General features: G+C 71.8%; 23 protein-coding genes. 9 read left to right on the top strand and 14 right to left on the bottom strand.

Features of this window, described 5'->3' with window-relative positions:
• Positions 1–28 precede the first annotated feature (28 nt).
• Positions 29–1,114 carry a trans-sulfuration enzyme family protein gene (locus DDE18_RS09590; protein WP_116572051.1) on the top strand — a complete coding sequence of 362 codons (1,086 nt, stop codon included), beginning with the start codon at positions 29–31 and terminating at the stop codon, positions 1,112–1,114.
• Here DDE18_RS09590 and DDE18_RS09585 read toward each other — a convergent pair.
• From DDE18_RS09585 to leuC, 5 genes are all read right to left on the bottom strand, one after another.
• Positions 1,111–2,112: an NAD(P)H-dependent glycerol-3-phosphate dehydrogenase gene (locus tag DDE18_RS09585; protein WP_116572050.1), complete on the bottom strand. Its 1,002-nt coding sequence runs from the start codon at positions 2,110–2,112 to the stop codon at positions 1,111–1,113. The genes DDE18_RS09590 and DDE18_RS09585 overlap by 4 nt on opposite strands.
• Positions 2,109–2,876: a lysophospholipid acyltransferase family protein gene (locus tag DDE18_RS09580; RefSeq protein WP_116572049.1), complete on the bottom strand. Its 768-nt coding sequence runs from the start codon at positions 2,874–2,876 to the stop codon at positions 2,109–2,111. Before DDE18_RS09580 ends, DDE18_RS09585 begins: the two co-directional genes overlap by 4 nt.
• 651 nt (positions 2,877–3,527) lie before the next feature.
• On the bottom strand, positions 3,528–4,208 hold the full coding sequence (locus tag DDE18_RS09575) for an HU family DNA-binding protein (protein ID WP_116572048.1): 681 nt from the start codon (positions 4,206–4,208) through the stop codon (positions 3,528–3,530).
• Positions 4,209–4,346: 138 nt separating this feature from the next.
• Positions 4,347–4,946, bottom strand: coding sequence for a 3-isopropylmalate dehydratase small subunit (gene leuD, locus DDE18_RS09570; protein WP_116572047.1), 600 nt, complete (start codon positions 4,944–4,946; stop codon positions 4,347–4,349).
• 14 nt (positions 4,947–4,960) lie between these two features.
• Positions 4,961–6,373, bottom strand: coding sequence for a 3-isopropylmalate dehydratase large subunit (gene leuC, locus DDE18_RS09565; RefSeq protein WP_116572046.1), 1,413 nt, complete (start codon positions 6,371–6,373; stop codon positions 4,961–4,963).
• 115 nt (positions 6,374–6,488) lie between these two features.
• On the opposite strand from leuC, the gene DDE18_RS09560 reads away from it, so the two are divergent.
• Both DDE18_RS09560 and DDE18_RS09555 read left to right on the top strand, forming a co-directional pair.
• Positions 6,489–7,211: an IclR family transcriptional regulator gene (locus DDE18_RS09560; protein WP_116572045.1), complete on the top strand. Its 723-nt coding sequence runs from the start codon at positions 6,489–6,491 to the stop codon at positions 7,209–7,211.
• 60 nt (positions 7,212–7,271) lie between these two features.
• A complete protein-coding gene (locus tag DDE18_RS09555) occupies positions 7,272–7,850 on the top strand; it encodes a TIGR03086 family metal-binding protein (RefSeq protein ID WP_116572044.1) in 579 nt (192 codons plus the stop codon).
• Positions 7,851–7,863: 13 nt separating this feature from the next.
• Here the strand turns inward: DDE18_RS09555 and DDE18_RS09550 are convergent, their stop codons facing one another.
• Entirely contained in the window at positions 7,864–8,547 is a 684-nt protein-coding gene (locus tag DDE18_RS09550; RefSeq protein ID WP_116572043.1) for an SGNH/GDSL hydrolase family protein, read from the bottom strand.
• Positions 8,544–8,951 (bottom strand): hypothetical protein, encoded by a 408-nt coding sequence (locus DDE18_RS09545; protein ID WP_116572042.1) that lies wholly within the window; start codon positions 8,949–8,951, stop codon positions 8,544–8,546. The genes DDE18_RS09550 and DDE18_RS09545 overlap by 4 nt, the downstream gene beginning before the upstream one ends.
• A gap of 73 nt (positions 8,952–9,024) precedes the next feature.
• Between DDE18_RS09545 and DDE18_RS09540 the strand changes: the two genes are divergently transcribed.
• Entirely contained in the window at positions 9,025–9,645 is a 621-nt protein-coding gene (locus DDE18_RS09540; RefSeq protein ID WP_116572041.1) for a MerR family transcriptional regulator, read from the top strand.
• A 7-nt stretch (positions 9,646–9,652) separates the two neighbouring features.
• Here DDE18_RS09540 and DDE18_RS09535 read toward each other — a convergent pair whose 3' ends face one another.
• The 4 genes from DDE18_RS09535 to DDE18_RS09520 all read right to left on the bottom strand — a co-directional run bounded on the left by DDE18_RS09535 (position 9,653) and on the right by DDE18_RS09520 (position 13,946).
• Positions 9,653–10,135 (bottom strand): methylated-DNA--[protein]-cysteine S-methyltransferase, encoded by a 483-nt coding sequence (locus DDE18_RS09535; protein ID WP_116572040.1) that lies wholly within the window; start codon positions 10,133–10,135, stop codon positions 9,653–9,655.
• A 1-nt stretch (position 10,136) separates the two neighbouring features.
• Positions 10,137–11,612 (bottom strand): AlkA N-terminal domain-containing protein, encoded by a 1,476-nt coding sequence (locus DDE18_RS09530; protein WP_116572039.1) that lies wholly within the window; start codon positions 11,610–11,612, stop codon positions 10,137–10,139.
• A 73-nt stretch (positions 11,613–11,685) separates the two neighbouring features.
• Positions 11,686–12,363, bottom strand: a complete 678-nt coding sequence (locus DDE18_RS09525; protein ID WP_116572038.1) for a response regulator — start codon at positions 12,361–12,363, stop codon at positions 11,686–11,688.
• A complete protein-coding gene (locus tag DDE18_RS09520; RefSeq protein WP_133241202.1) occupies positions 12,360–13,946 on the bottom strand; it encodes a sensor histidine kinase in 1,587 nt (528 codons plus the stop codon). Before DDE18_RS09520 ends, DDE18_RS09525 begins: the two co-directional genes overlap by 4 nt.
• A 144-nt stretch (positions 13,947–14,090) precedes the next feature.
• On the opposite strand from DDE18_RS09520, the gene DDE18_RS09515 reads away from it, so the two are divergent.
• The 4 genes from DDE18_RS09515 to DDE18_RS09500 are packed head-to-tail and all read left to right on the top strand — an operon-like array spanning position 14,091 to position 17,552.
• Entirely contained in the window at positions 14,091–15,080 is a 990-nt protein-coding gene (locus DDE18_RS09515; RefSeq protein ID WP_116572036.1) for a Bug family tripartite tricarboxylate transporter substrate binding protein, read from the top strand.
• 5 nt (positions 15,081–15,085) lie between these two features.
• A complete protein-coding gene (locus DDE18_RS09510; protein WP_245916568.1) occupies positions 15,086–15,595 on the top strand; it encodes a tripartite tricarboxylate transporter TctB family protein in 510 nt (169 codons plus the stop codon).
• Positions 15,595–17,157 (top strand): tripartite tricarboxylate transporter permease, encoded by a 1,563-nt coding sequence (locus tag DDE18_RS09505; RefSeq protein ID WP_116572034.1) that lies wholly within the window; start codon positions 15,595–15,597, stop codon positions 17,155–17,157. The genes DDE18_RS09510 and DDE18_RS09505 overlap by 1 nt, the downstream gene beginning before the upstream one ends.
• Entirely contained in the window at positions 17,154–17,552 is a 399-nt protein-coding gene (locus tag DDE18_RS09500) for a universal stress protein (RefSeq protein ID WP_116572033.1), read from the top strand. Before DDE18_RS09505 ends, DDE18_RS09500 begins: the two co-directional genes overlap by 4 nt.
• A gap of 161 nt (positions 17,553–17,713) precedes the next feature.
• Here DDE18_RS09500 and DDE18_RS09495 read toward each other — a convergent pair whose 3' ends face one another.
• Positions 17,714–18,598 (bottom strand): SGNH/GDSL hydrolase family protein, encoded by an 885-nt coding sequence (locus tag DDE18_RS09495; RefSeq protein WP_116572032.1) that lies wholly within the window; start codon positions 18,596–18,598, stop codon positions 17,714–17,716.
• A 116-nt stretch (positions 18,599–18,714) separates the two neighbouring features.
• Complete coding sequence (locus DDE18_RS09490) at positions 18,715–18,921, bottom strand: hypothetical protein (RefSeq protein WP_116572031.1); 207 nt, start codon at positions 18,919–18,921, stop codon at positions 18,715–18,717.
• 234 nt (positions 18,922–19,155) lie between these two features.
• Between DDE18_RS09490 and DDE18_RS22635 the strand changes: the two genes are divergently transcribed.
• Positions 19,156–19,365, top strand: a complete 210-nt coding sequence (locus DDE18_RS22635; protein WP_133241201.1) for a DUF6131 family protein — start codon at positions 19,156–19,158, stop codon at positions 19,363–19,365.
• A 254-nt stretch (positions 19,366–19,619) separates the two neighbouring features.
• On the opposite strand, the gene DDE18_RS09485 is transcribed toward DDE18_RS22635, so the two are convergent.
• Positions 19,620–20,768, bottom strand: coding sequence for a zinc metalloprotease (locus DDE18_RS09485; protein ID WP_133241200.1), 1,149 nt, complete (start codon positions 20,766–20,768; stop codon positions 19,620–19,622).
• Positions 20,769–21,324: the final 556 nt, after the last annotated feature.

Here is a 21,324-nt window from a genome sequence, read left to right as displayed (position 1 = left end):
ACGACCCTATCGGCCTACGCTGGCCGGCATGGCCGACGCCCTGTCCCCCAAGCCCGCCACTCTCAGGCCCGCGACGCTCGCCGTCACCGCTGGTCGTCCCGACCACGAGCCCGACGCGCCGCTCAACGCGCCGATCACGATGGCGTCGACGTACGTCGCGGGCGGCGACCTGGAGTACGGCCGCTACGCGAACCCCACGTGGACCGCGCTGGAGGACGCGCTCGGCGCACTGGAGGGCGGTCGCTGCCTGACCTTCGCCTCCGGGCTGGCCGCGGTCGGCACGGTGCTCGACCTCGTGGGCGCCGACTCCAAGGTGGTCGTCCCGCGGCACGCCTACCACGGCACCGTCATGCAGGTCGCCGACCTCGAGGCGCGCGGCCGGCTCCGCGGTGAGCTCGTCGACATCACCGACACCGACGCCGTCGTGAAGGCCTGTGCCGACGCCGCCCTGGTCTGGCTGGAGTCCCCCACCAACCCCGCCCTCGAGATCGCCGACATCCCCACCATCACCGAGGCCGCCCACGAGGCGGGGGCCTACGTCGTCGTCGACAATACCTTCGCCACTCCCCTGCTCCAGCAGCCGCTCGACCACGGTGTCGACCTCGTCGTGCACTCGGCGACGAAGTACATCTCCGGCCACAGCGACGTCCTGCTGGGCGCCGTCTGCACCCGGGACGAGGAGCTGTACGGCGTGCTGAAGGGCCGTCGCGACCTGCTCGGTGCGATCCCCGGGACGTTCGAGGCGTGGCTGGCCCTGCGCGGGCTGCGCACCCTCCACCTCCGCGTCGAGCGGTCACAGGCCAACGCGAGCGAGCTGGCCCGCCGGCTCGCCGACCACCCCGCGATCGCCGAGGTCCGCTATCCCGGCTTCGGCGGCATCGTCGCGATCGTGCTGGCACAGGGGGCCCTCGCGGCCGACCTGCTCACCCACAAGACGAAGCTCTGGGTGCACGCCACGTCGCTGGGCGGCGTCGAGTCGACCTTCGAGCGGCGGCGCCGCTGGAAGACCGAGGCGCCCTCCATCCCGGAGGCCTTGGTGCGGATGTCCGTGGGCATCGAGGACGTCGACGACCTCTGGGACGACCTGGTGCGGGCGCTGGACGACCTGCGCTAGTCCGTCTCGGCTTTCGTGTCGCGGGCGATGAAGCTGTCCATCATCTCCGTCGCCGTCATCCGGCCGTCGACGACGGCGTCGACGTGCTCGGCGATGGGGGCGTCGACACCGGTGCGGCGGGCGAGGTCGAGCAGCGACTTGCACGACTTCGCGCCCTCGGCGACCTGGCGCGTGGAGGCGAGGATCTGCTCGGTCGTCATGCCCTGGCCGAGCTTTTCGCCGAAGGTGCGGTTGCGCGAGAGCGGCGAGGAGCAGGTCGCGACGAGGTCGCCGAGGCCGGCGAGGCCCATCAGCGTGAGCGGATTGGCGCCCTGCGCCATGGCCAGCCGGGCCGTCTCGGCGAGCCCGCGCGTGATCACGGACGCCGTCGTGTTGTCGCCGAAGCCCAGGCCCACGGCCATGCCGACCGCGAGGGCGACGACGTTCTTGTAGGCGCCACCGAGCTCGCACCCGAGCACGTCGACGGAGGTGTAGGGACGGAACGCCGGCGAGTGGAACAACGCCTGCAGCCGCTTCGCGACCTCCTCGTCCTCACACGCGACGACCGAGGCGGCCGGCTCCCGGCGGGCGATCTCCTTGGCCAGGTTGGGCCCGCTGACCACCGCGATGCGGGAGGGGTCGGCGTCGGTGACCTCGGCGATCACTTCGCTCATCCGCTTGAGGGTCCCGAGCTCGACGCCCTTCATCAGGGAGACCATGACGGCGTCGCGCGGGATCGCGGGCGTCCACTCGGCGAGGTTGTCGCGCAGCGTCTGCGAGGGCACGGTCAGCACCACCACGTCCGCGCCGGCGAGGGCCTCCTCGTGGTCGGTCGTGGCCGACACGCTCGGCGGCAGCTCGATGCCGGGGAGGTACTCGGAGTTCTCGCCCTTGGAGTTGATGTTCTCCGCGACCTCGTCGCGGCGAGCCCAGAGCACCACGTCGTTGCCGGCATCGCCCAGCACGACGGAGAACGACGTGCCCCACGACCCGGCGCTCAGCACCGCAACCTTGCTCACTTGGCGTCCTTCTTGTTGCGCTTGTTGGGATTGCCGATCGGCTTCACGCCCGCCTTGCGCGGGTCGAACCGCTGCGCCGGCGGGGTCTCGCCGCGCAGCTCCGTGACGATGTCGGTGAGGGCCGTCATGATCCGCTCCGTCGCGGCCGTGACCGTCTCCGCCGTCAGCGGCGCCGCGCGCAGGTCGTCGAGCGGGACGGGGTCGCCCGCCTTCATCACGATGTGCTTGCGCGGGAAGAGACGGGGCTTGCTGGCGTAGGGGTAGAGCAGCTCCTGCGCTCCCCAGTGACCGAGCGGGATCACCGGGCAGCCGGTGGCCAGGGCGATCCGGGCGGCGCCGGACTTGCCGGCCATCGGCCAGAGGTCCGGATCACGGGTGAGTGTCCCTTCGGGGTAGACCACGACGCACTCGCCGTCATGGACGGCCTCGACCGCCGCGTCGTACGCCCCGATGGCGCTGCGGGTGAGCCGCTCCACGGGGATCTGCCCGGCCGAGCGCAGGAAGCCGGCCAGCGCCTTGTTCCGGAACACGCTGGACTTCGCGAGGTAGCGCGGCAGCCGGCCGTGGTCGTAGACGAAGTGCGCGACCAGGAACGGGTCGAGGTGGGAGATGTGGTTGGCGACGACGATGCAGCCGCCGGTGGGCGGGATCTTCTCGCCGTCGATCCAGGTGTAGCGCGTGACGGCCCAGGCGGCGGGCTTGACGATCGCGGCGCCCAGCGTGAACGCCCAACCCCGTCGCCCTTCCAGCTTGCGAACCCGCACCGGCACCTCATTCCAGGCCAGGGCCGCCGTCGGCGGCCTCCCACACGTGGAGTGCAGGCTACTCGCTCCCACCGCGCGCGGCCGCGGGTGGACACACCGGTGCAGGTGGCAGGATCGCTGCCGATGCCAGGTTCGCCGCCGAGCTCCGGGCCGAGGGGTGCGCGGTGATACCCGACGGCGTCTCGGAGGACCTCAACGCCTCGCTGCGGCAGGCGGCGGCCGAGGCCGTACGCCGCTGGCCGGGCGCGACCCCCGTCGTGCTCTGCGCCGAGCTGCCCGCCCTGCGCGCCGAGGACCTGCAAGCCGTCCTCACTGCCCTGCCCGCCGGCAGTGCGGCGTTCGTGCGCGACGCCCGCGGCACGGACACCACTCTCTACTCCGCGTCGGAGACGCTCTTCGACCCGGCGTTCGGCGCCGACTCGGCCGGTCGCCATCTCGATGCCGGGGCTGCCGAGCTCGACGTGGCTGCGCCGACGGTGCGGCAGGACGTCGACGACGTCGGCGACCTCGGCCGTGCCCTGGTGCTCGGCGTGGGGCCGCACACGGCAGCGGCAACCGGCCCGGTCCTGAACCCAGGAGAGGTGGCGCCGTCCGCACGTACGACGACGGCGGGCCGCCCGCAGGCAGCCCGCCGTCGTCTGTGGTGCTGGGTCAGGCCTTCTTCGCCGCGGTCTTCTTCGCGGGGGCCTTCTTGGCCGGCGCCTTCTTGGCGGCGGTCGTGGTCTTGGCAGCGGCGGTCTTCGCGGGCGCCTTCTTGGCGGCCGCGGTCTTGGCCGGAGCCTTCTTGGCCGGTGCCTTCTTGGCGGCGGTCGTGGTCTTCGTCGCGGTCGACTTGGTGGTGGTGGTCTTGGCAGCCGTCGTCTTGGCCGGAGCCTTCTTGGCGGGCGCCTTCTTCGCAGGAGCCTTGGCAGCGGGGGCCTTGGCCGTCGAGGCCTTCTTGGCTGATGCCTTCTTCCCCGGCGTGGCCTTGTCCACGGCGGACCTGACCTGGTCGGTGACCGAGCGCACCGTCGGCGGCTTGGGCATGTTGGCCGCCGTGAGCTTGGGCAGCTTCTTCACGCCCCCGACGATGTTCTTGAGGTCCTGGCCGGCCGTGAACTTGGGCACCGACTTCTTCTTGGACTTCATGCGCTCGCCGGTCTGCGGGTTGCGCACCCAGCGAGCGTTGCGGACCGACTTCTCGAACGAACCGAAGCCGGTGATGGCCACCTTCTCGCCGCGAGCGACCTCGCGCGTGATGGTGTCGAGCACCGAGTCGAGCGCGTGGGCGGCAGCCTTGCGGTTGCCTTCGTACCGCGCAGCCAGTGCGTCGATGAGCTGAGACTTGTTCACTGTCTTCCCTTCCAATGAACCCACTGGACGAGCGGGGTGCCCGACCAACTTGCCTTGCACGCTAGGGCGGACACGCTCTGCGCATCCACTCTATCGGCGCGACACGCCGGACAACACGCGCTTCGTGGGCCGAAAGGGCTACTGGGTGGCGGGTTTCCAGGCCGGACGGGTCGCCTCGTACGCCGCGATGTCGGCGTCGTGGCCGAGGGTGATCCCGATGTCGTCGAGGCCCTCGAGCAGGCGCCAGCGGGTGTAGTCGTCGATGTCGAAGGAGTCCTCGATGGCGTCAGGACCCTCACCCGCACGGACGGTGCGCGACTCGAGGTCGACGGTGATGGTCGCGCCGGGCTTGTCCTCCAGGTAGTCCCACAGCTTCTGCACGACCTTCTCGTCGACCTGGGCCGCGAGCAGCCCGGCCTTGCCGGAGTTGCCACGGAAGATGTCGGCGAACCGGCTCGAGATCACGACCTTGAAGCCGTAGTTCTGCAGCGCCCAGACGGCGTGCTCACGGGAGCTGCCCGTGCCGAAGTCCGGTCCCGCGACCAGCACCGTGCCCGCGGCGTACTCCGGCTTGTTGAGCACGAACTCCGGGTCGTTGCGCCAGGCCGCGAACAGCCCGTCCTCGAAGCCGGTGCGGGTGACGCGCTTGAGGTAGACCGCCGGGATGATCTGGTCGGTGTCGACGTTGCTGCGGCGCAGCGGCACGCCCACGCCGGTGTGGGTGGAGAACTTGTCCATGTGTCTTCCTTCGATCAGACCGAGGCGGGCTCGAGGTCGGCGGGCGAGGACAGGGTGCCGCGCACGGCCGTGGCTGCGGCGACGGGGATCGAGACCAGGTGCGTGCGACCGCCCTTGCCCTGGCGGCCCTCGAAGTTGCGGTTGGAGGTCGACGCGCTGCGCTCCTGCGGGGCGAGCTGGTCGGGGTTCATGCCCAGGCACATCGAGCAGCCTGCGCCGCGCCACTCGGCGCCGGCCTCGATGAAGACCTTGTCCAGGCCCTCCTCGATCGCCTGGTTGCGCACCCGGACCGAGCCGGGGACGACGAGCAGGCGGGTGCCCTCGGCGACCTTGTGGCCCTGGATGATCTCGGCGGCCAGGCGGAGGTCCTCGATGCGGCCGTTGGTGCAGGAGCCGACGAAGACGGTGTCGACCTTGATCTCGCGCATCGGGGTGCCGGCCTCGAGGCCCATGTACTGGAGAGCCTTCTCGGCGGCGATGCGCTCGTCGGAGTCCTCGAAGTCGCTCGGGTCTGGCACGCTCGCGCCGAGCGGCACGCCCTGGCCGGGATTGGTTCCCCAGGTGACGAACGGCGTCATCTCAGCGGCGTCGAGGACGATCTCCTTGTCGAACTGGGCGTCCTCGTCGGTGACGAGCGTCTTCCAGTGCTCGACGGCGGCATCCCAGTCGGCGCCCTTCGGGGCCTCCGGCTTGTCCTTGATGTAGGCGAACGTGGTCTCGTCGGGCGCGATCATGCCGGCCTTCGCGCCCCACTCGATCGACATGTTGCAGACCGTCATCCGGCCCTCCATCGAGAGCTCCTCGATGGCCTGGCCGCGGTATTCGACGATGTAGCCCTGGCCGCCGCCGGTGCCGGTCTTGCTGATCAGGGTGAGGATCAGGTCCTTGGCGGTGACGCCGTCGGGCAGGCTGCCGTTGACCGTCACCGCCATCGTCTTCGGCTTGGCCTGTGTCAGGGTCTGGGTGGCCAGCACGTGCTCGACCTCGGAGGTGCCGATGCCGAAGGCGATCGCGCCGAACGCGCCGTGGGTCGAGGTGTGGGAGTCACCGCAGACGATCGTCATGCCCGGCTGGGTGAGGCCCAGCTGCGGGCCGACGACGTGCACGATGCCCTGCTCGACGTCACCCAGCGGGTGGAGGCGTACGCCGAACTCGGCGGCGTTCTTCCGCAGCGTGTCGACCTGGGTCTTGCTCACGGGGTCGGCGATCGGCTTGTCCCAGTCGAGGGTCGGGACGTTGTGGTCCTCCGTCGCCAGGGTGAGGTCGGGACGGCGCACCCGTCGGCCGGCCAGGCGGAGGCCGTCGAAGGCCTGGGGCGAGGTGACCTCGTGGATCAGGTGGAGATCGATGTAGAGGAGGTCGGGCTCTCCCGGCGCACTGCGGACGACATGCTCGTCCCACACCTTCTCGGCCAGGGTCTTGCCCATGACGTTGCTCCTTCTCCAGCGTTGAGTCCGTTGGTGCGGCGATGCGCGACCGTCGTTCGTGTCGGGTGGCACTCTACCGCTTGCATCCCATGATCTGAGACGGCAGTATTGCCATATGGACAACTCTAGCGGAGTCGGCGTCCTCGACAAGGCCGCCCTCGTGCTCGCTGCCCTCGAAGCCGGACCGGCCACGCTGGCCGGACTCGTGGCAGGCACCGGCCTGGCCCGACCCACCGCCCACCGCCTCGCGGTGGCGCTCGAGCACCACCGGCTGGTCGCCCGCGACATGCAGGGACGCTTCGTCCTCGGCCCCCGCCTCGCCGAGCTCTCCGCCGCGGCCGGTGAGGACCGGCTGCTCGCCGCAGCCGGCCCGGTGCTGGCCCGGCTGCGCGACATCACCGGCGAGTCGGCGCAGCTGTGGCGCCGCCAGGGCGACCACCGCGTCTGCGTCGCCGCCGCAGAGCGCCCGTCCGGCCTGCGCGACACCATCCCGGTCGGCTCCCAGCTGACGATGCGCGCCGGGTCTGCCGCCCAGGTGCTGCTCGCATGGGAGGACCCGGAGCGCATGCACCGCGGCCTCCAGAACGCCGCGTTCTCCGCCACTGCCCTGTCGGGCATCCGCCGCCGCGGCTGGGCCCAGTCGGTCGGCGAGCGCGAGCAGGGCGTCGCCTCGGTCTCGGCGCCCGTCCGCTCCCCCGGCGGCAAGGTCATCGCCGCCGTCTCGGTCTCCGGCCCGCTGGAGCGGCTCTCCCGCCAGCCAGGCCGCATGCACGCGCCCGCCGTGCTCGCCGCCGCCGAGCGGCTCTCGGAATCGCTGCGCCGCGCCGCGTCGGAGTGAGGCTGCGCCCTCGCGCCTGATCGCCTTCACACAGGGCGCATCGTCAGTGAGACTGCCGGCATGAGCGAGCCCATCGACCTCGACACGTCTGCCCGACAGCTCCTGGCGGTGGCGCAGGGAGTGACGGACGACCAGCTGGACGCATCGACACCGTGCGACGGGCGCACCGTCGGTCAGCTGCTGGCGCACGTCGTCGGCCTGACCGCGGCGTTCAAGGCGGCCGCCGACAAGGACTTCGGGCCGTGGACCGACACCGACCCGGACGCGAACGGCTGGCCCGAGCTCGAGGATGGCTGGCGGGAGACCCTGGCCGAGCGGGTGCCCGCACTCGTGGAGGCCTGGCGGTCGCCGGAGGCGTGGCAGGGCATGACCCGCGCGGGCGGAGTCGACCTCCCGGGCGAGGTGGCCGGGCTCGTCGCGCTGGACGAGATCGTGCTGCACGGATGGGACCTCGCGCGGGCCACGGGCCAGTCCTACGAGTGTGACGACGCGACGGCCGCCGCGTGCATGGCGTTCGTCGGGCAGTTCGACCCCTCCGGCACGCCCGGGCTCTTCGGTCCTGCCGTGCCCGTGGACCAACAGGCATCGGCCTTCGAGCAGGTGCTGACCCGGTCGGGTCGCGACCCGCATTGGTCCTGACGCGAGCTCCTGCTCAGACCAGCAGCGGCGCGACCTCTTCCGCGATCAGCGCGTGCGCCGCGGCCGAGGGGTGGAAGCCGTCAGCGGCATAGCCGCCCTCGAGGATGCGGCCGGCCAGCCGCAGGTGGTGTACGCCGCGGCGCGCGGCCACGTGGGCCCCGATCGCGTCCAGCCGGCGGGCCCGGGCACCGAGGAGGTCGGCCAGCGGGCGCGGCAGCGCCGGGAACCGGCTGAGGTCGGGCACGCCGAGCAGGGCCGCCGGGATCCCGACCGGGAGCGCGGCTAGGAGGGCCTCGAGCTCCCGCTCCCAGCGCGCGTCGGAGTGCATGCCCAGCACGTCGTTCACGCCGACAGACACGATCGCCGCGTCCGCGACGAGGCCGACGACCCGTCCCCGGGCCGTGCCAGCCGTCGCACCACTCCTCGCGGCCACCTGCCACTCCACCGGCCGCCCGGTCTGCTCGTGGAGCAGTCGCGACACCCGCCCGGCCAGGGAGTCGGCATGGTCCTCGAGGCCGACGCCCACCGCCACCGAGTCTCCGGCGACGAGCAGTCGCAGCGCCTCTCCCGCGGGACCGACCCGGCCCGTGGTGCCGGCCGCCTCGGGCAGCTGCGGCGTGTCGCGGCGTACGCGACGGCCCTGCGCCAGAAGGACGGGCGCGGCCGCGAGCAGCGCGGCCCTCGGGAGGCCGCTCACGCGAGGAGCCCGATGCCGAGGGTGAGCAGGCTGGCGGCGAGCAGCGCCGCACCCGCGAAGACCATGACGATGAAGCGGTTGGGCGCCGTGCGCCCCTGCCCCATCGACGAGAAGAAGAAGCCGCCGGGCATCAGCAGCGCCGCGACGGCGACCCCGCTGCGGGCAAACCACTCGGTGGCGCCGGTGAGGCCGGTCGCGTCGACGTAGGGCTGGCAGAGGAGCGCGAGAAGCAGCAGGACCCCGGCGTGCGCGTGGCCGGCGCGCGCGAACGCGAGCTGGAAGGGCGTCACCTCGGCGCGACCACGGACGATCTTGAGGAGGTAGAGCCCGCCGGACTCCACGGTCACCAGGGAGATGAGCAGGATCCCGGCCAGCGCCTGGGACTCTCTCGACAGCAGTTCCACCGGATCTCCTCGCTTGGATAGTGCAACTCTCCAATATTGGACAGTCGCACTATCCAATGTCAAGATGCAACCCATGTGGATGTCGGAGCTGAGCGCGCGCAGCGGCGTCCCGGTGGCCACCGTGAAGTACTACCTGCGCGAGGGCCTGCTCCCCGCCGGCCAGGCGACGGGCGCGACGCGCGCGGTCTACGGCGAGGAGCACGTGCGCCGGCTGAGGCTCATCCGCGCCCTCGTGGACGTGGGCGGCCTCCGGCTCGCGGAGGTACGCCGCGTGGTGGAGGCGGTGGACGACGAGACCTCCTCCCTCCACGACGTCCTGGGCGTCGCCCAGGCCGCACTGACCCCGGACCTGCCGGAGCCGACCGCGGAGAGTCGGGCGCGCGTCGACGCGCTGCTCCGCCGGCTGCGGTGGAAGGTCTCGGACCAGAGCGTCAACCGCGTCGCGCTGGCCCGCGCGCTCGACGCCATGGCCGACGCCGGCGACCCGCTGCGCGCCGACGCGCTCGAGGACTACGCACGCACCCTGCTCGGGCTGGCCGAAGCCGAGGTGCCGACGATCGACACCAGCTCCCGTGAGGTTGCCGTGCGGCAGACCGTCGTGCGCACGGTGCTGGTCGAACCGATCCTGCTCACCCTGCGCCGGATGGCCCACGAGCACGTCTCGCAGCGCTCCCTCTCCCGCCGGCGCCGCTGACCGCAGGTCAGAACAGGGCGTCCTGCTCCAGCTCGAGCAGCAGCTGCTTGCGGTCCAGCCCGCCGGCATAGCCGGTCAGGGTGCCGTTGGCACCGATCACCCGGTGGCACGGGACCACGATGGCGATGGGGTTGCGGCCGTTGGCCAGCCCGACGGCACGTGAGGCCGCGTTGGTCATGCCCAGCCGCGCCGCGATCTCGCCGTACGACGCGGTCTCGCCCCAGCCGATGCCGCGCAGCTGCTGCCACACGCGCTGCTGGAAGGGCGTGCCGTCCGGCGCGAGCGGGAGGTCGAACTCCTTGAGGTCGCGAGCGAAGTAGGCGGTCAGCTGGCGCCTGGTCTCGACGAGCACGGGGTGGTCGTCCTGCCGCTCCCCCAGCGGCCGCCCGTCGGGGGGCGGTCGGAACGGGAAGAACTCGATCGCCTTCAGCGCATCCGCGCGCTCCACCAGCCTGAGCTCCCCCAGGGGCGAGTCCATCAGGGTCCACATGTCAGTCATCCTCCTCGGTCAGGGAGCGCCACAGGTGCACCTGGGCGTAGGAGCGCCACGGCCGCCAGGTCTCGGCGAGCTCGCGGGGGTCGGTGTCGACGCCGAGCCGGCGCAGGGCGTCGCGGGTGCCGATGTCGGTCGGCAGGAACACGTCGGGGTGGCCGAGCGCGCGCATCGCGACGTAGTCGGCCGTCCACGGCCCGATGCCGGGCCGGGCCAGCAACGCGGAGCGCGTGGCGTCGCGGTCGTCGCCGCGGTCGAGCCGGATGTCGCCCTCGGCGAGCACGTGGCAGAGGCCGACGAGGGCCCGGCCGCGGGCGCGAGGCATCGGCAGGTGCTCGGGGTCGAGCTCCGCGATCGCCGCCGCCGTCGGGAACAGGTGGGTCAGGCCGTCGACCGCGGTGGCGACCTGCTCGCCGTGCTCCGCGACCATGCGCGCGGCGGTCGTGCGCGCCCCTGTGACGCTCACCTGCTGGCCGAGGATCGCGCGCACCGCGACCTCGTTGCCGTCGACGTGACCGGGCACGCGCAGGCCCGGCCGCCGGCGGGCCAGCGGCCCGAGGACCGGGTCGCCGGCGAACGCATCGCCGACCGCCACGGGATCGCAGTCGGCGTCGATGAGGCGCCGCACCCGCTCCACCGCGGCCCCGGTGTCGCGCAGGTCGCCGAGGGAGAACTCCGCGTGGGCGAAGGCCGTCTCCCCCGGCGTCGCCACGTCGGGCAGTCGCAGCCGCACCGTGCCGTGACCGTGCGGGAGTGCCAAGGTGCGGGAGTAGGTGTCGCCGTCGACCTGCTCGACGCCGGGCACGGCCCGGAGTGCGAGGAAGTCGAGCATCGCGCGGCCGGCGTACGGCGTGCGCACCGCGAGCCGCATCACGACCGTGCCGTGCGCGGGCCGGGAGCCGCCGCGTCGTCCGCGAAGCTCACTGGGGGACATGTCGTAGACGTCGCGCACGGTCTCGTTGAACTGCCGGACGCTGGAGAAGCCGGCCGCGAACGCGGCGTCGGTGAGCGTCATGTCGGTGGACTCGATGAGGACGCGGGCGTTCTGCGCGCGGCGGGCGCGGGCCAACGCCAGCGGCCCGGCTCCGAGCTCCTGGGTGAGGAGCCGGCCGAGGTGCCGCGACGTGTAGCCGACCCGGGCGGCGAGGCCCTCGACGCCCTCACGGTCGACGAGGCCGTCGGCGATCAGCCGCATCGCCCGGCCGGCGACGTCGGCGGCGACGTCCCAGTCGGGGCTGCCCGGTGTGGCGTCGGGCAGGCAGCGCTTGCACGCGCGGTAGCCCGCCGCCTGGGCGGCGGCCGCGGTCGGGTGGAACGTCACGTTGCCGAAGGCGGGCGTGCGGGCCGGGCAGCTGGGCCGGCAGTAGATGCCGGTCGTGCGGACGGCCGTGTAGAAGACCCCGTCGAATCGCCGGTCCCGGCTCTTCACCGCGCGGTAGCACGACTCCGGGTCGAGGGTCTGGATCGGGCTCATGACGCCATCCTGCCCCAGCCCACCGACATCGACTCGCGGAAATCGGACACTGCGGCGAGCGGCCGACGACCCGTCAGCGCTGGGCGCTGTAGCGGCGCTCCGGGCGCCCGGCGCCGCCGTAGTGCAGCCGCACCACGGCGCGGCGCTGGGCGACGAAGTGCTCGAGGTAGCGGCGGGCCGAGACGCGCGAGATGCCGACCAGGTCAGCGCACTCCTGCGCCGAGACCTCCTCCGCGTCGGCCAGCACCTTGGCCACCGCCACTGCCGTCTCGGGGCTGAGCCCCTTCGGCAGCGTGACGGCGGCGGGCGCGACGGCGCGGCCGAAGACGGCGTCGATGTCGTCCTGCCCGGGCTGTACGCCGCCGGCCAGGGCGAGGTGGGCGCTGCGGAACGCCTCGAGCCGGACCCGGAGGTCGTCGTAGTCGAACGGCTTCACGAGGTAGTGGACCGCGCCACCGGCGGCAGCGGCCCGCACGGTGTCGGCCTCCCGGGCAGCCGTCACCATGAGCACGCCCACGTCGTCGCCCCGGGCACGCAGCGCGCGGAGCACGTCGATGCCGGTCTGGTCCGGCAGGTGCACGTCGAGCAGCACCAGGTCGGGCCGCAGTCGCTCCACCTCGTCCAGCGCGACCGCACCGGTCGAGGCCGTGCCCACGACCCGGAAGCCCGGCGTGCGCTCCACGAACTGGGTGTGGATGCGGGCGACCATGAAGTCGTCCTCGACGACGAGCACTGCGATCTCGGTGGTCATCGCGCCAGCTCCTCCTGTCCGGGCAGGCTGGCCCTGAAGACCGCGCCCCCGCCGTCGCCGCCCAGCACCGTCACCTCGCCACCGCGACGCTCGCACACCACCTGCACCAGGGCGAGACCGACACCCCGTCCGCTTGCCCCGGCAGGCTTGGTGGACCAGCCCCGCTGGAAGATCTGCCCCACCTGCTCCGGAGGCACTCCCGGTCCGGAGTCGGCCACCCCGACGACGACGTCGCGGCCGCGGGTCCGCAGGTCGACCGAGACGAGGCTGCCCCCGGCCGCGACCGAGGCGTCGACCGCGTTGTCGACGAGGTTGCCCAGCACGGTGCCGATGTCCGTCGAGTGCTCGGCGGGCAGGCGCGGGAGCGACGACTCCTCCGTCAGCACCAGGTCGACGCCGCGCTCGGCGGCGACGCTCACCTTGGCGATGAGCAGCGCCGCGACGGCGGGGTCGTCGACGCGCGAGAGCACCGTGTCGGAGATCTCGGCCCGCCGCCGGCTCAGCGTGCCCACCAGCCGTGCCACCTCGTCGTACTCCTCCAGCTGCACCAGTCCGGAGATGGTGTGCAGCTGGTTGTGGAACTCGTGGGTCTGTGCGCGCAGCGTGTTGGTGATCGACTCGCGGGCGCTCAGCTCGCTCTGCAGGGCGAGCAGCTCGGTGCGGTCGCGCAGCGTCGTCACGGTCGCGACCTGGCGGCCGCCCTGGCGCACCGGGTTGCGGTTGACGACCACGACGCGGCCGTCGACCACGAGCACCTCGTCGCGGACCGTCGCCTCGCCCGTCAGGGCGGCGCGTACGCCGGGTGGCAGGTCCAGGTCGTCGAGCCGTCGTCCCTCGACCCCGTCGGGTAGGCCGAGCAGGTCGCGCGCGCTGTCGCTGAGCAGGGTCACCGTGCCGTCCTCGGAGATGGAGACGACCCCCTCGCGGATCGAGTGGAGCAGCGCCTCGCGCTGGTCGGCCAGGGCTGCGATCTCCGCCGGCTCGAGTCCGCGGGTGCGGCGCTTGACCAGCCGGGCGAGCAGCCAGGAGCCGGCCACCCCGAGGGCCAGGCCGATGCCGAGGAAGGCCGCGAGGTCAGGCAGGATCCCGCGCGCCCGCTCGCCCCAGGTGGGGTATTCCTCGGCGACCATGACGATGCCGGCGAGGTCGCCGTCGTCGGTGATGACGGGCACCTGGGCGGCGATGGAGCGGTTCCCCATGTCCTCCACGTCGCCCGTCCAGGTGCGGAGGTCCTGCACGGTGCTGCCCTCGAGGTCGATGGACTGCCCGCGACCCGCGAAGTCGCTGCTCACCACGATGCGGCCGGCGGCATCCGTCACGTAGACGCCGTTGGCCTGCACCCCGTTGCGCGTGCGCTGCAGGTAGGACGCCACCGAGCTGCGCCGGCGGGCGTCGTCGAGGTTGTCATTGACGACCGGGTCACGCACGCCCGGCGTGTTCGCCAGGTTCTCAGCCGCAGCCCGCAGCCGGGCGCCGCGGGTGGTGCGGAAGTCCTCGTCGCTCTGCTGGACGGACACCACGCTCGCCACCGCGAGCACGGCCAGGAGCACGGTCAGCTGCAGCATGAGGAACTGTCCCGCCATCGTGCGCGGACGGAGGTTGACGCGTGACCACAAGTTCCACTACCTCCATTGCTTACCCAAGCGTGACGACCGCCACATGCAGTCTCCACCATCAGGAGAGGTCGCCTCGCGCGACGTTCCATCCCCCGACCCCCAGGAGACGACATGGTCCCCCGCCCGAGACGGCTGGCGAGTGGCCTCGCCCTCGTCCTCGCGCTCGTGCTCACCACCGGCTGCGGAGTCACGCGCGGCGCCGAGAGCGCCGACATGACGATGCTCATCCCCAACAGCCCCGGTGGCGGCTACGACCAGACCGGACGTGCTGCCGTCGCGGTGCTCGAGCACCGCGACATCACCGGCGGCTCGTTCGAGGTGACGAACGTGATCGGCGCCGGCGGCTCGGTCGCGATGACGCGGCTGATGAACGCCGAGGGCGACGAGCGCACGATGATGACGGCCGGGCTCGGCGTCGTCGGCTCGCTCTACTCGTTCGGCGCGCCGCACAAGATGCACGACGCGACGCCGCTGGCACAGCTCATCGAGGACCAGGAAGGCGTCCTCGTGCCCGCGGACTCGCCGTACAAGACCATCGACGACCTCGTGGCCGCCTGGAAGGCCGACCCGTCGTCAATCGTGATCGGCGGCGGCTCCTCCCCCGGTGGGCCCGACCACCTCTTCCCGATGCAGCTGGCGGGCGCGGTCGGCATGGACCCGCGTGACGTCCGGTACGTCGTCTACGACGGCGGCGGCCCGCTGACCAGCGCGTTGCTCGGCCACAAGATCGACGTCGGGTTCTCCGGTGTCGGCGAGTTCGAGGGGCAGCTCTCCTCGGGCGAGCTGCGGCTCCTCGCGGTCTCGGGTGAGGAGCGGCTCACGGGCGACGTCGTGTCCGAGGCGCCCACCCTGAAGGAGTCCGGCATCGACCTGGTCTTCACCAACTGGCGCGGGGTGCTCGCCCCGCCCGGCATCAGCGAGGAGCGCCGCGCCGAGCTGATCGCGATGCTCGAGGAGATGCACGAGTCCCCGGAGTGGCAGCAGGCCCTCGAGGACTACGGCTGGATCGACGAGTTCAAGACCGGCGACGAGTTCACCCAGTTCCTGCGCGAGCAGGACGAGCGCGTCGCCACCACCCTGAAGGAGCTGGACCTGCTGTGAGCACCGTGACCACATCCCCTGGTGCACCGACCACGCCGAGACGCGACAAGGCCCAGCTGGGCCTGGCTGCGCTGCTCGCGGTCGTCGGCGCCTACACCTTCTACGACGCGACCACGCTGCGGGTCGGCTTCGGCGACCCCGTCGGTCCGCGCCTGTTCCCCTACGTCATCGGCGCGGGCACCTTCCTGCTCGCCGTGCTGCTCGTCGTCGCGACCCTGCGCGGCGACGTGCCTGAGGCCGAGGCAGGCGAGGACATCGACCTCTCCCAGCCCGCCGACTGGCGCACCGTGCTGACCCTGGTGGGCGTGCTTGCCTTCACCGTGCTGACCGTCAGCTTCCTCGGCTGGGCGGTGAGCGGCGCGATCCTGTTCGCCGGCTCCGCCTGGGCGCTGGGCAGCCGCACGGTGGTGCGTGATGTGCTCGTGGGCGCCGTGCTGTCGGTGACGAGCTGGTACTTCTTCCATGAGGTGCTGGGCGTCGCGCTGTCCCCCGGGATCTTGGACGGGGTGCTGTGATGGAGAGCCTCTCGCTGCTGCTCGACGGGTTCGCGTCCGTCCTGACCCCGATGAACCTGCTCTACGCCGCCATCGGCGTGCTGCTCGGCACGTTCGTCGGCGTGCTCCCCGGCATCGGCCCGGCCATGGCGGTCGCGCTCCTGCTGCCGGTCACCTACGGGCTCGACCCGGTCGCGGCGTTCATCATGTTCGCCGGCATCTACTACGGCGGGATGTACGGCGGCTCGACCACCGCGATCCTGCTCAACACCCCGGGCGAGTCGGCGTCGGTGATGACGGCGCTGGAGGGCAACCTGATGGCCCGCCGTGGCCGGGCCGCCCAGGCCCTCGCCACGGCGGCCGTCGGCTCGTTCATCGCCGGCACGATCGGCACGATGCTCGTGGTGTTCTTCGCTCCCGCCCTGGCCAGCGTCGCCGTCGAGATCGGCGCGCCGTCGTACTTCGCGCTGATGGTGCTTGCCATGGTGATGGTGACAAGCGTGCTGGGCCACTCGTGGCTGCGCGGCTTCATCGCCCTCTTCCTCGGGCTCACCATCGGCCTGGTCGGCCTGGACCTCAACACCGGCCAGCAGCGGCTCAGCTTCGACCAGCCGCTGCTGGCGGACCGGATCGACATCGTGGTGGTCGCCGTCGGCATCTTCGCCCTCGGCGAGGCCTTGTGGGTCGCCGCACACCTGCGTCGTGCCCCGCTGCACGTGGTCCCGGTCGGCCGGCCGTGGATGAGTGGTGGCGACGTACGACGCTCGTGGGGGCCATGGCTGCGCGGCACGGCCTACGGGTTCCCGTTCGGCGCGATCCCAGCAGGCGGCGCCGAGATCCCGACGTTCCTGTCCTACCTGACCGAGAAGAAGCTGGCCGCCCGCAAGGGCCAGGACGAGTTCGGCAAGGGCGCGATCGAGGGCGTCGCCGGCCCCGAGGCGGCCAACAACGCCTCGGCTGCTGGCACGTTCGTCCCGCTGCTGGCGCTCGGCCTGCCGGTGACGGCCACGTCCGCGGTGATGCTGGCCGCCCTGCAGGGCTACGGGATCGAGCCGGGCCCGTCGCTGATGACGGACCAGCCCGAGCTCGTGTGGGCGCTGCTCGCCAGCCTGCTGATCGGCAACGCGCTGCTGCTCGTCCTCAACCTGCCGCTGGCGCCCCTGTGGGCCAAGCTGCTGCGCATCCCGCGGCCGCAGCTCTACGCCGGCATCCTGTTCTTCGCCGCCCTGGGCGCCTACGCCGCCAACATGCAGGCCTTCGACCTGTTCCTCCTGCTGCTGCTCGGCCTGCTGGGCCTGCTGATGAGGCGCTTCGGGCTGCCGGTGCTGCCGCTGATCCTCGGCGTCATCCTCGGCCCGCTGATGGAGTTCCGGCTGCGCGAGGCGATGGCGATCTCCGGCGGTGAGGTCTCCGGCCTGTGGAGCGAGCCGCTGGCCATCGTGGTCTACGTGATCGTCGCCCTCGCCGTGGTGGCACCACTGGTGCTGCGGGCGGTGCGGCCGGCGCCCGCGGCAGTGGCGGCCGAGCTCGAGCACGAGCACGAGCACGAGCACAGCGCTGACAAGGAAGAGGTGGAGCGATGAGCAAGACGATCGTCGTCGGGTGGAGTCCCGACGCCTACGGCGAGGCCGCCCTGGCGCGGGCCGTCGAGGAGGCACGGCACCGGGACGGCCGGGTCGTGGTGGTGAACGCGACTCGCGGCGACGCCCTCGTCGACGACCGCTACGCCACCGACGAGCAGCTCACGGCGCTGACGTCGCGGGCCAAGGAAGACGGCGTCGACGTCGACGTACGACGCTCCCTGGGCGCCGACGTCGGTGACCAGGTCCTCGCGGTGGCGAACGAGGTCGACGCCGACCTCATCGTGATCGGCCTGCGCCGGCGCAGCCCGGTGGGCAAGCTGATCATGGGCAGCGTCGCGCAGCGGATCCTCCTCGGCGCCGAGTGCGCCGTGCTGGCGGTCAAGCCAGCCGCCTGACCCTTGCACCGGTGGTGCGACAGCCTCGGTCTGCGAGTCGCAGACCGAGGTTGTCGCATTTCCCGTCGCGCAACCCGGCAGGGCAGGCCTCCCGAGTCGTCAGTCCCTAGTGCTGCTCGAGTGCTGTTCGATCGCGCTGCCCGGCGTGGATGACCGGGGGTTCACCCAGTAGCTGATGGTCTCGGTGCGGTCTCGATGCTGAGACGACATGTGGCCAGCCGAAGCAGCCACCCACACGCGGGCTGCGCGATCGCCACGCGTGCGGCCCAGGGCGCAAGGTCGCGGACCCTTCGGGCGAGCCAGGGCGCGATCTCGGTGACCAGGGACCGGGCGAGGTCCCGGCGGGAGGGCGCGGTACCGGTGCAGGTCACTGAGGGAAGCCGGAGTGCCAGGCCCTCATCCGCGAGTAGTTGGCCGATGCTCCGGGCCAGTCGGCGGTGGCCGAGCTCGGAGGGATGGAGTCGGTCCGCGGCCCAGAGTGCGCGGGAGTAGACCATGGGATCGGCGGCCAGGTCGAGCCGCGTCGTGCCGTAGCGCTCGTGGACCTCGTCGTAGATCCGGTTGAGCGCCTCGATCCGGCGGCGCATGGGCCGGGCCAGCAGGGCGGGCAGGCCGAGCACGCGAGTGTGGTCATGGAATCGGACGGTGACCACGAGGGCGCCTTGGCCCGCGAGCGCGGCCGCGCAGTACAGCAGGTCCTCGCGGATCTGGTGGGGGTCCCAGGTGGAGCGCATGACGTCATTGAGACCGACGATCAGAGAGGCGATGACCGGGCGGTGGTCGAGGGCCGGCTGCAGCTGGTCTCGTCGCACGTCTTCGATCGTTGCGCCCGGCACGGCTACCTTGCAGAACGACACATGGTGGTCCACCGCGATCGAGTCGGCCAGCAGCTGTGCCCAGCCACGCCACCCGTGGGGCGTCGCGTCGCCCACCCCGCAGGAGGCGGAGTCCCCAAGCGCTGCGAACCGGATGTAGTCCCGGGCCTTCGGGTGCCGTGCGCGTCCGGACCGGTGGTCGTCGTAGCCCTGGGCTTCTTCACCACTCATCTGCCCGTGCTCACGGGGCCTCGACATCGGGGTCTTCGAGGGCCAGGAACGCCTGGCGCCACCATGCGGCAGCCTCGGCTGCCTCTTCGGGGGTGAGAATCTCGTGATCCATCGGCTCAGGTCCCGCAGGTGACGTAGGTGACCAGGAAGCCGTCGGGGCACGGACACGTGCGTGTGATGGTGCCGCCGGCGCTGCGGATCTTGGCGAGCAGGCTCTGGAACTCGTCCTGGGCAGCGACCTCGGTGCGCCACGTGATGTCGCGCTCCCGATGAGCTGGATATGTCGGCGTGGCCGTCGAGTTGTCGTGGCGTGCGGTCTGCATGGCTGCCTCGTCTCGTGGACTCTGTTCTTAACCCACTGAACCTCCACGACGCAGGCTCGACGACCGCAGGACTACGCATCTAAGTACGTACGTATCGCGAAGTACGTATCTCGCGGGTCCCACCCCTCCCGCTGTCGTGAGCGGCGCCAACGGCGCGGCCCGAAGCATCAAGGTGATGGCGTCGCTGAGCAGGATCACCGCGACCAGGCACCACGTCACGTGTGAACGATTTTCGTGGTGGGTACAGAAGGACTGCAACGTCCTTCATCACTCGAGGAAGTGGTGCTCGTGATTATCCTCGGCGTCGTCCTGCTCATCCTCGGCGCGATACTCGACATCCCGATCCTGTGGACCATCGGCATCATCCTCGTCGTCGTCGGGGCGTTGCTGTGGATCCTCGGTTCGACGGGCCGCGCGGTCGGTCCCCGGAGCCATTACTGGTGACGGCCGAAGCGCGAGACCCGTGGGGAACCGCTGCACAATAGCCACAGCTGCCCGTAGAACGCCGTTTCCGCCGGACACGGCGGCACAGAAGGGCCCCGATCCAGCGTTGCGGCTGGTCCGGGGCCCTTCTGGAAATCAGCGAACGTGAACGACCTCGCGCACTCGCCGGGCGAAGCTCCGCTGCCAGGGAACATCTGCTCGATGCCGTCGCTGACCCGTATGTCCATGTCACGGCGGTACGCCGCGGTGAGGGCTCAGAGACAGCCCGGCCCGGCACCGATGCGGCTCATCCCCGTGAGGTCGCCGGCGCCCAGGTTGTGGTTGAGGGAGGACGCGCTGCCGTGCATGACCTGCTCGGCGCCGTTCGCGTGCCCGAGGCCGAGGGCGTGCAGCGTCTCGTGCATCATCACCTGGCCCCACGTGGTCGACCCCGAGCTGTCGAAGCCCGGACGGAGCGCGTGGCCGCGGTCGAGCAGGACGAAGCCGCGCACCATCTTCCAGGCCACGTCCGTCCCGGCAGCCGCCTGGGCCGACCCGCCGCCGATGCCGACGACGCCGCCCAGCAGGTCCGGGACCTGGGCCTCGTCGGACCAGGCGACCGCGATGTCCGCGTGGGCCGGGAAGATCGACGCGGTCCGGTGGACGTGGGTGGTCTCCCCGACGTACTCGAAGGTCAACCCCGTCCGGCTGGCGATCCTCGCGAAGGCCTCCTGGACGTGGGCCAGCGACCCGGCGTACCCGCCCTGCGGGTTGTAGGCCCAGCGGATGGGCGTGCACGGGTTCCAGCGGGATCCGCCGGCGGCGAACAGGTAGGACCAGTCGCCCGCCAGGCCCAGAGGCGTGAGCACGTCGACAGGCGTCGGTGCCGGGGTCGGTGCCGGTGTCGGGGCCGGCGTGGTGGGCGGTCGGACCACGGCCACCCGAAGCCGCCCCGTGTGGGCTGCGGCGAGGCCGTCGAAGCGGGGGCTCCTGATCTGGAACGAGCGCGTCCGGTCCTGCGACCCGGCACCCACCTCGAACCGGAAGACACCGGTGCGGGCCGTCTGCTTCCGGGCCAGGACCCGCCAGCCCGCCGACGTGGACTCGAGCAGCTCCACGGGCCGCGGGCGGGCGTGGCGGGCCGCCTGGACCTGGGCCACCCCGGAGACGACGATGCGCGCACCGGTCTCGGCGCTCTTCGGCGTCGTCGCCGCGATCCGCGCAGCGCGGTTGAGCTCTGCCGCGTCGCCCCCGTGCACCGTGTCGGCGTACTCGGCCGTCACCGTCGCGGGGCGCGCGGCACCATCCCCAACGGCGTCGGGGGCGCCGGCGGACATCGATGCGGGAGCCAGCGCCAGCGCGAGGCCGGTCGCAGCCACAGTGGCGCACATGTGGCGAAGGGCGGGACTTCCTGGGAGCTTCATGCCGCGGTCCTCGTGGTCAAACGGGAACGGCCGGCGCTCCCCGAGAGTTGCATGGAAATGCCCCGCAGGTGTCTCGGGTCACCTGCGGGGCCATGTCAATTCTGCACGACCACCACGCGGTCTGTCACCGAATCCCGAAATTTCACGCGCAAGGATCGTGAGACCTCCCGTCCCGAGATCGGCAGGTCCTGCGTTCCGTAGCGCGAAGGTGAGTTTGCCAAGTGTTCTTGACCTGAACTTTACAGAGCAAGTCACATTCCGGAGGGGTTTCTTGGGAATTCCTTGAGAGTTCCGACCCCGAGGGAGACGGACATGCTCAAACATCCACCGTCGGCACAGTGGCCCCGGCCGAGGCCGGCGGCGCCAAGACGAGCAGGGTCGGCGACGGTTGGTGCTGCTGACCCTTCGATCAGGACTGTTCGATCAGGACTGATCGACCTGCGCGGTCACGCGGTACGCGACGACTCGGTCAGCCGTGCCTCGACCCGGCTGCCCGGGCGAGCCCGCACGCCCGCGGACGCCGCCGCGTTGCGGTAGGCGTCTCGCGCAGCGTCGG

The sequence above is a fragment of the Nocardioides gansuensis genome, from assembly GCF_003076135.1.
Classification (GTDB): domain Bacteria; phylum Actinomycetota; class Actinomycetes; order Propionibacteriales; family Nocardioidaceae; genus Nocardioides; species Nocardioides gansuensis.
The sequence above is the reverse complement of the archived record's forward strand: the minus strand, read 5'-3'. Positions and strand labels throughout refer to the sequence as shown.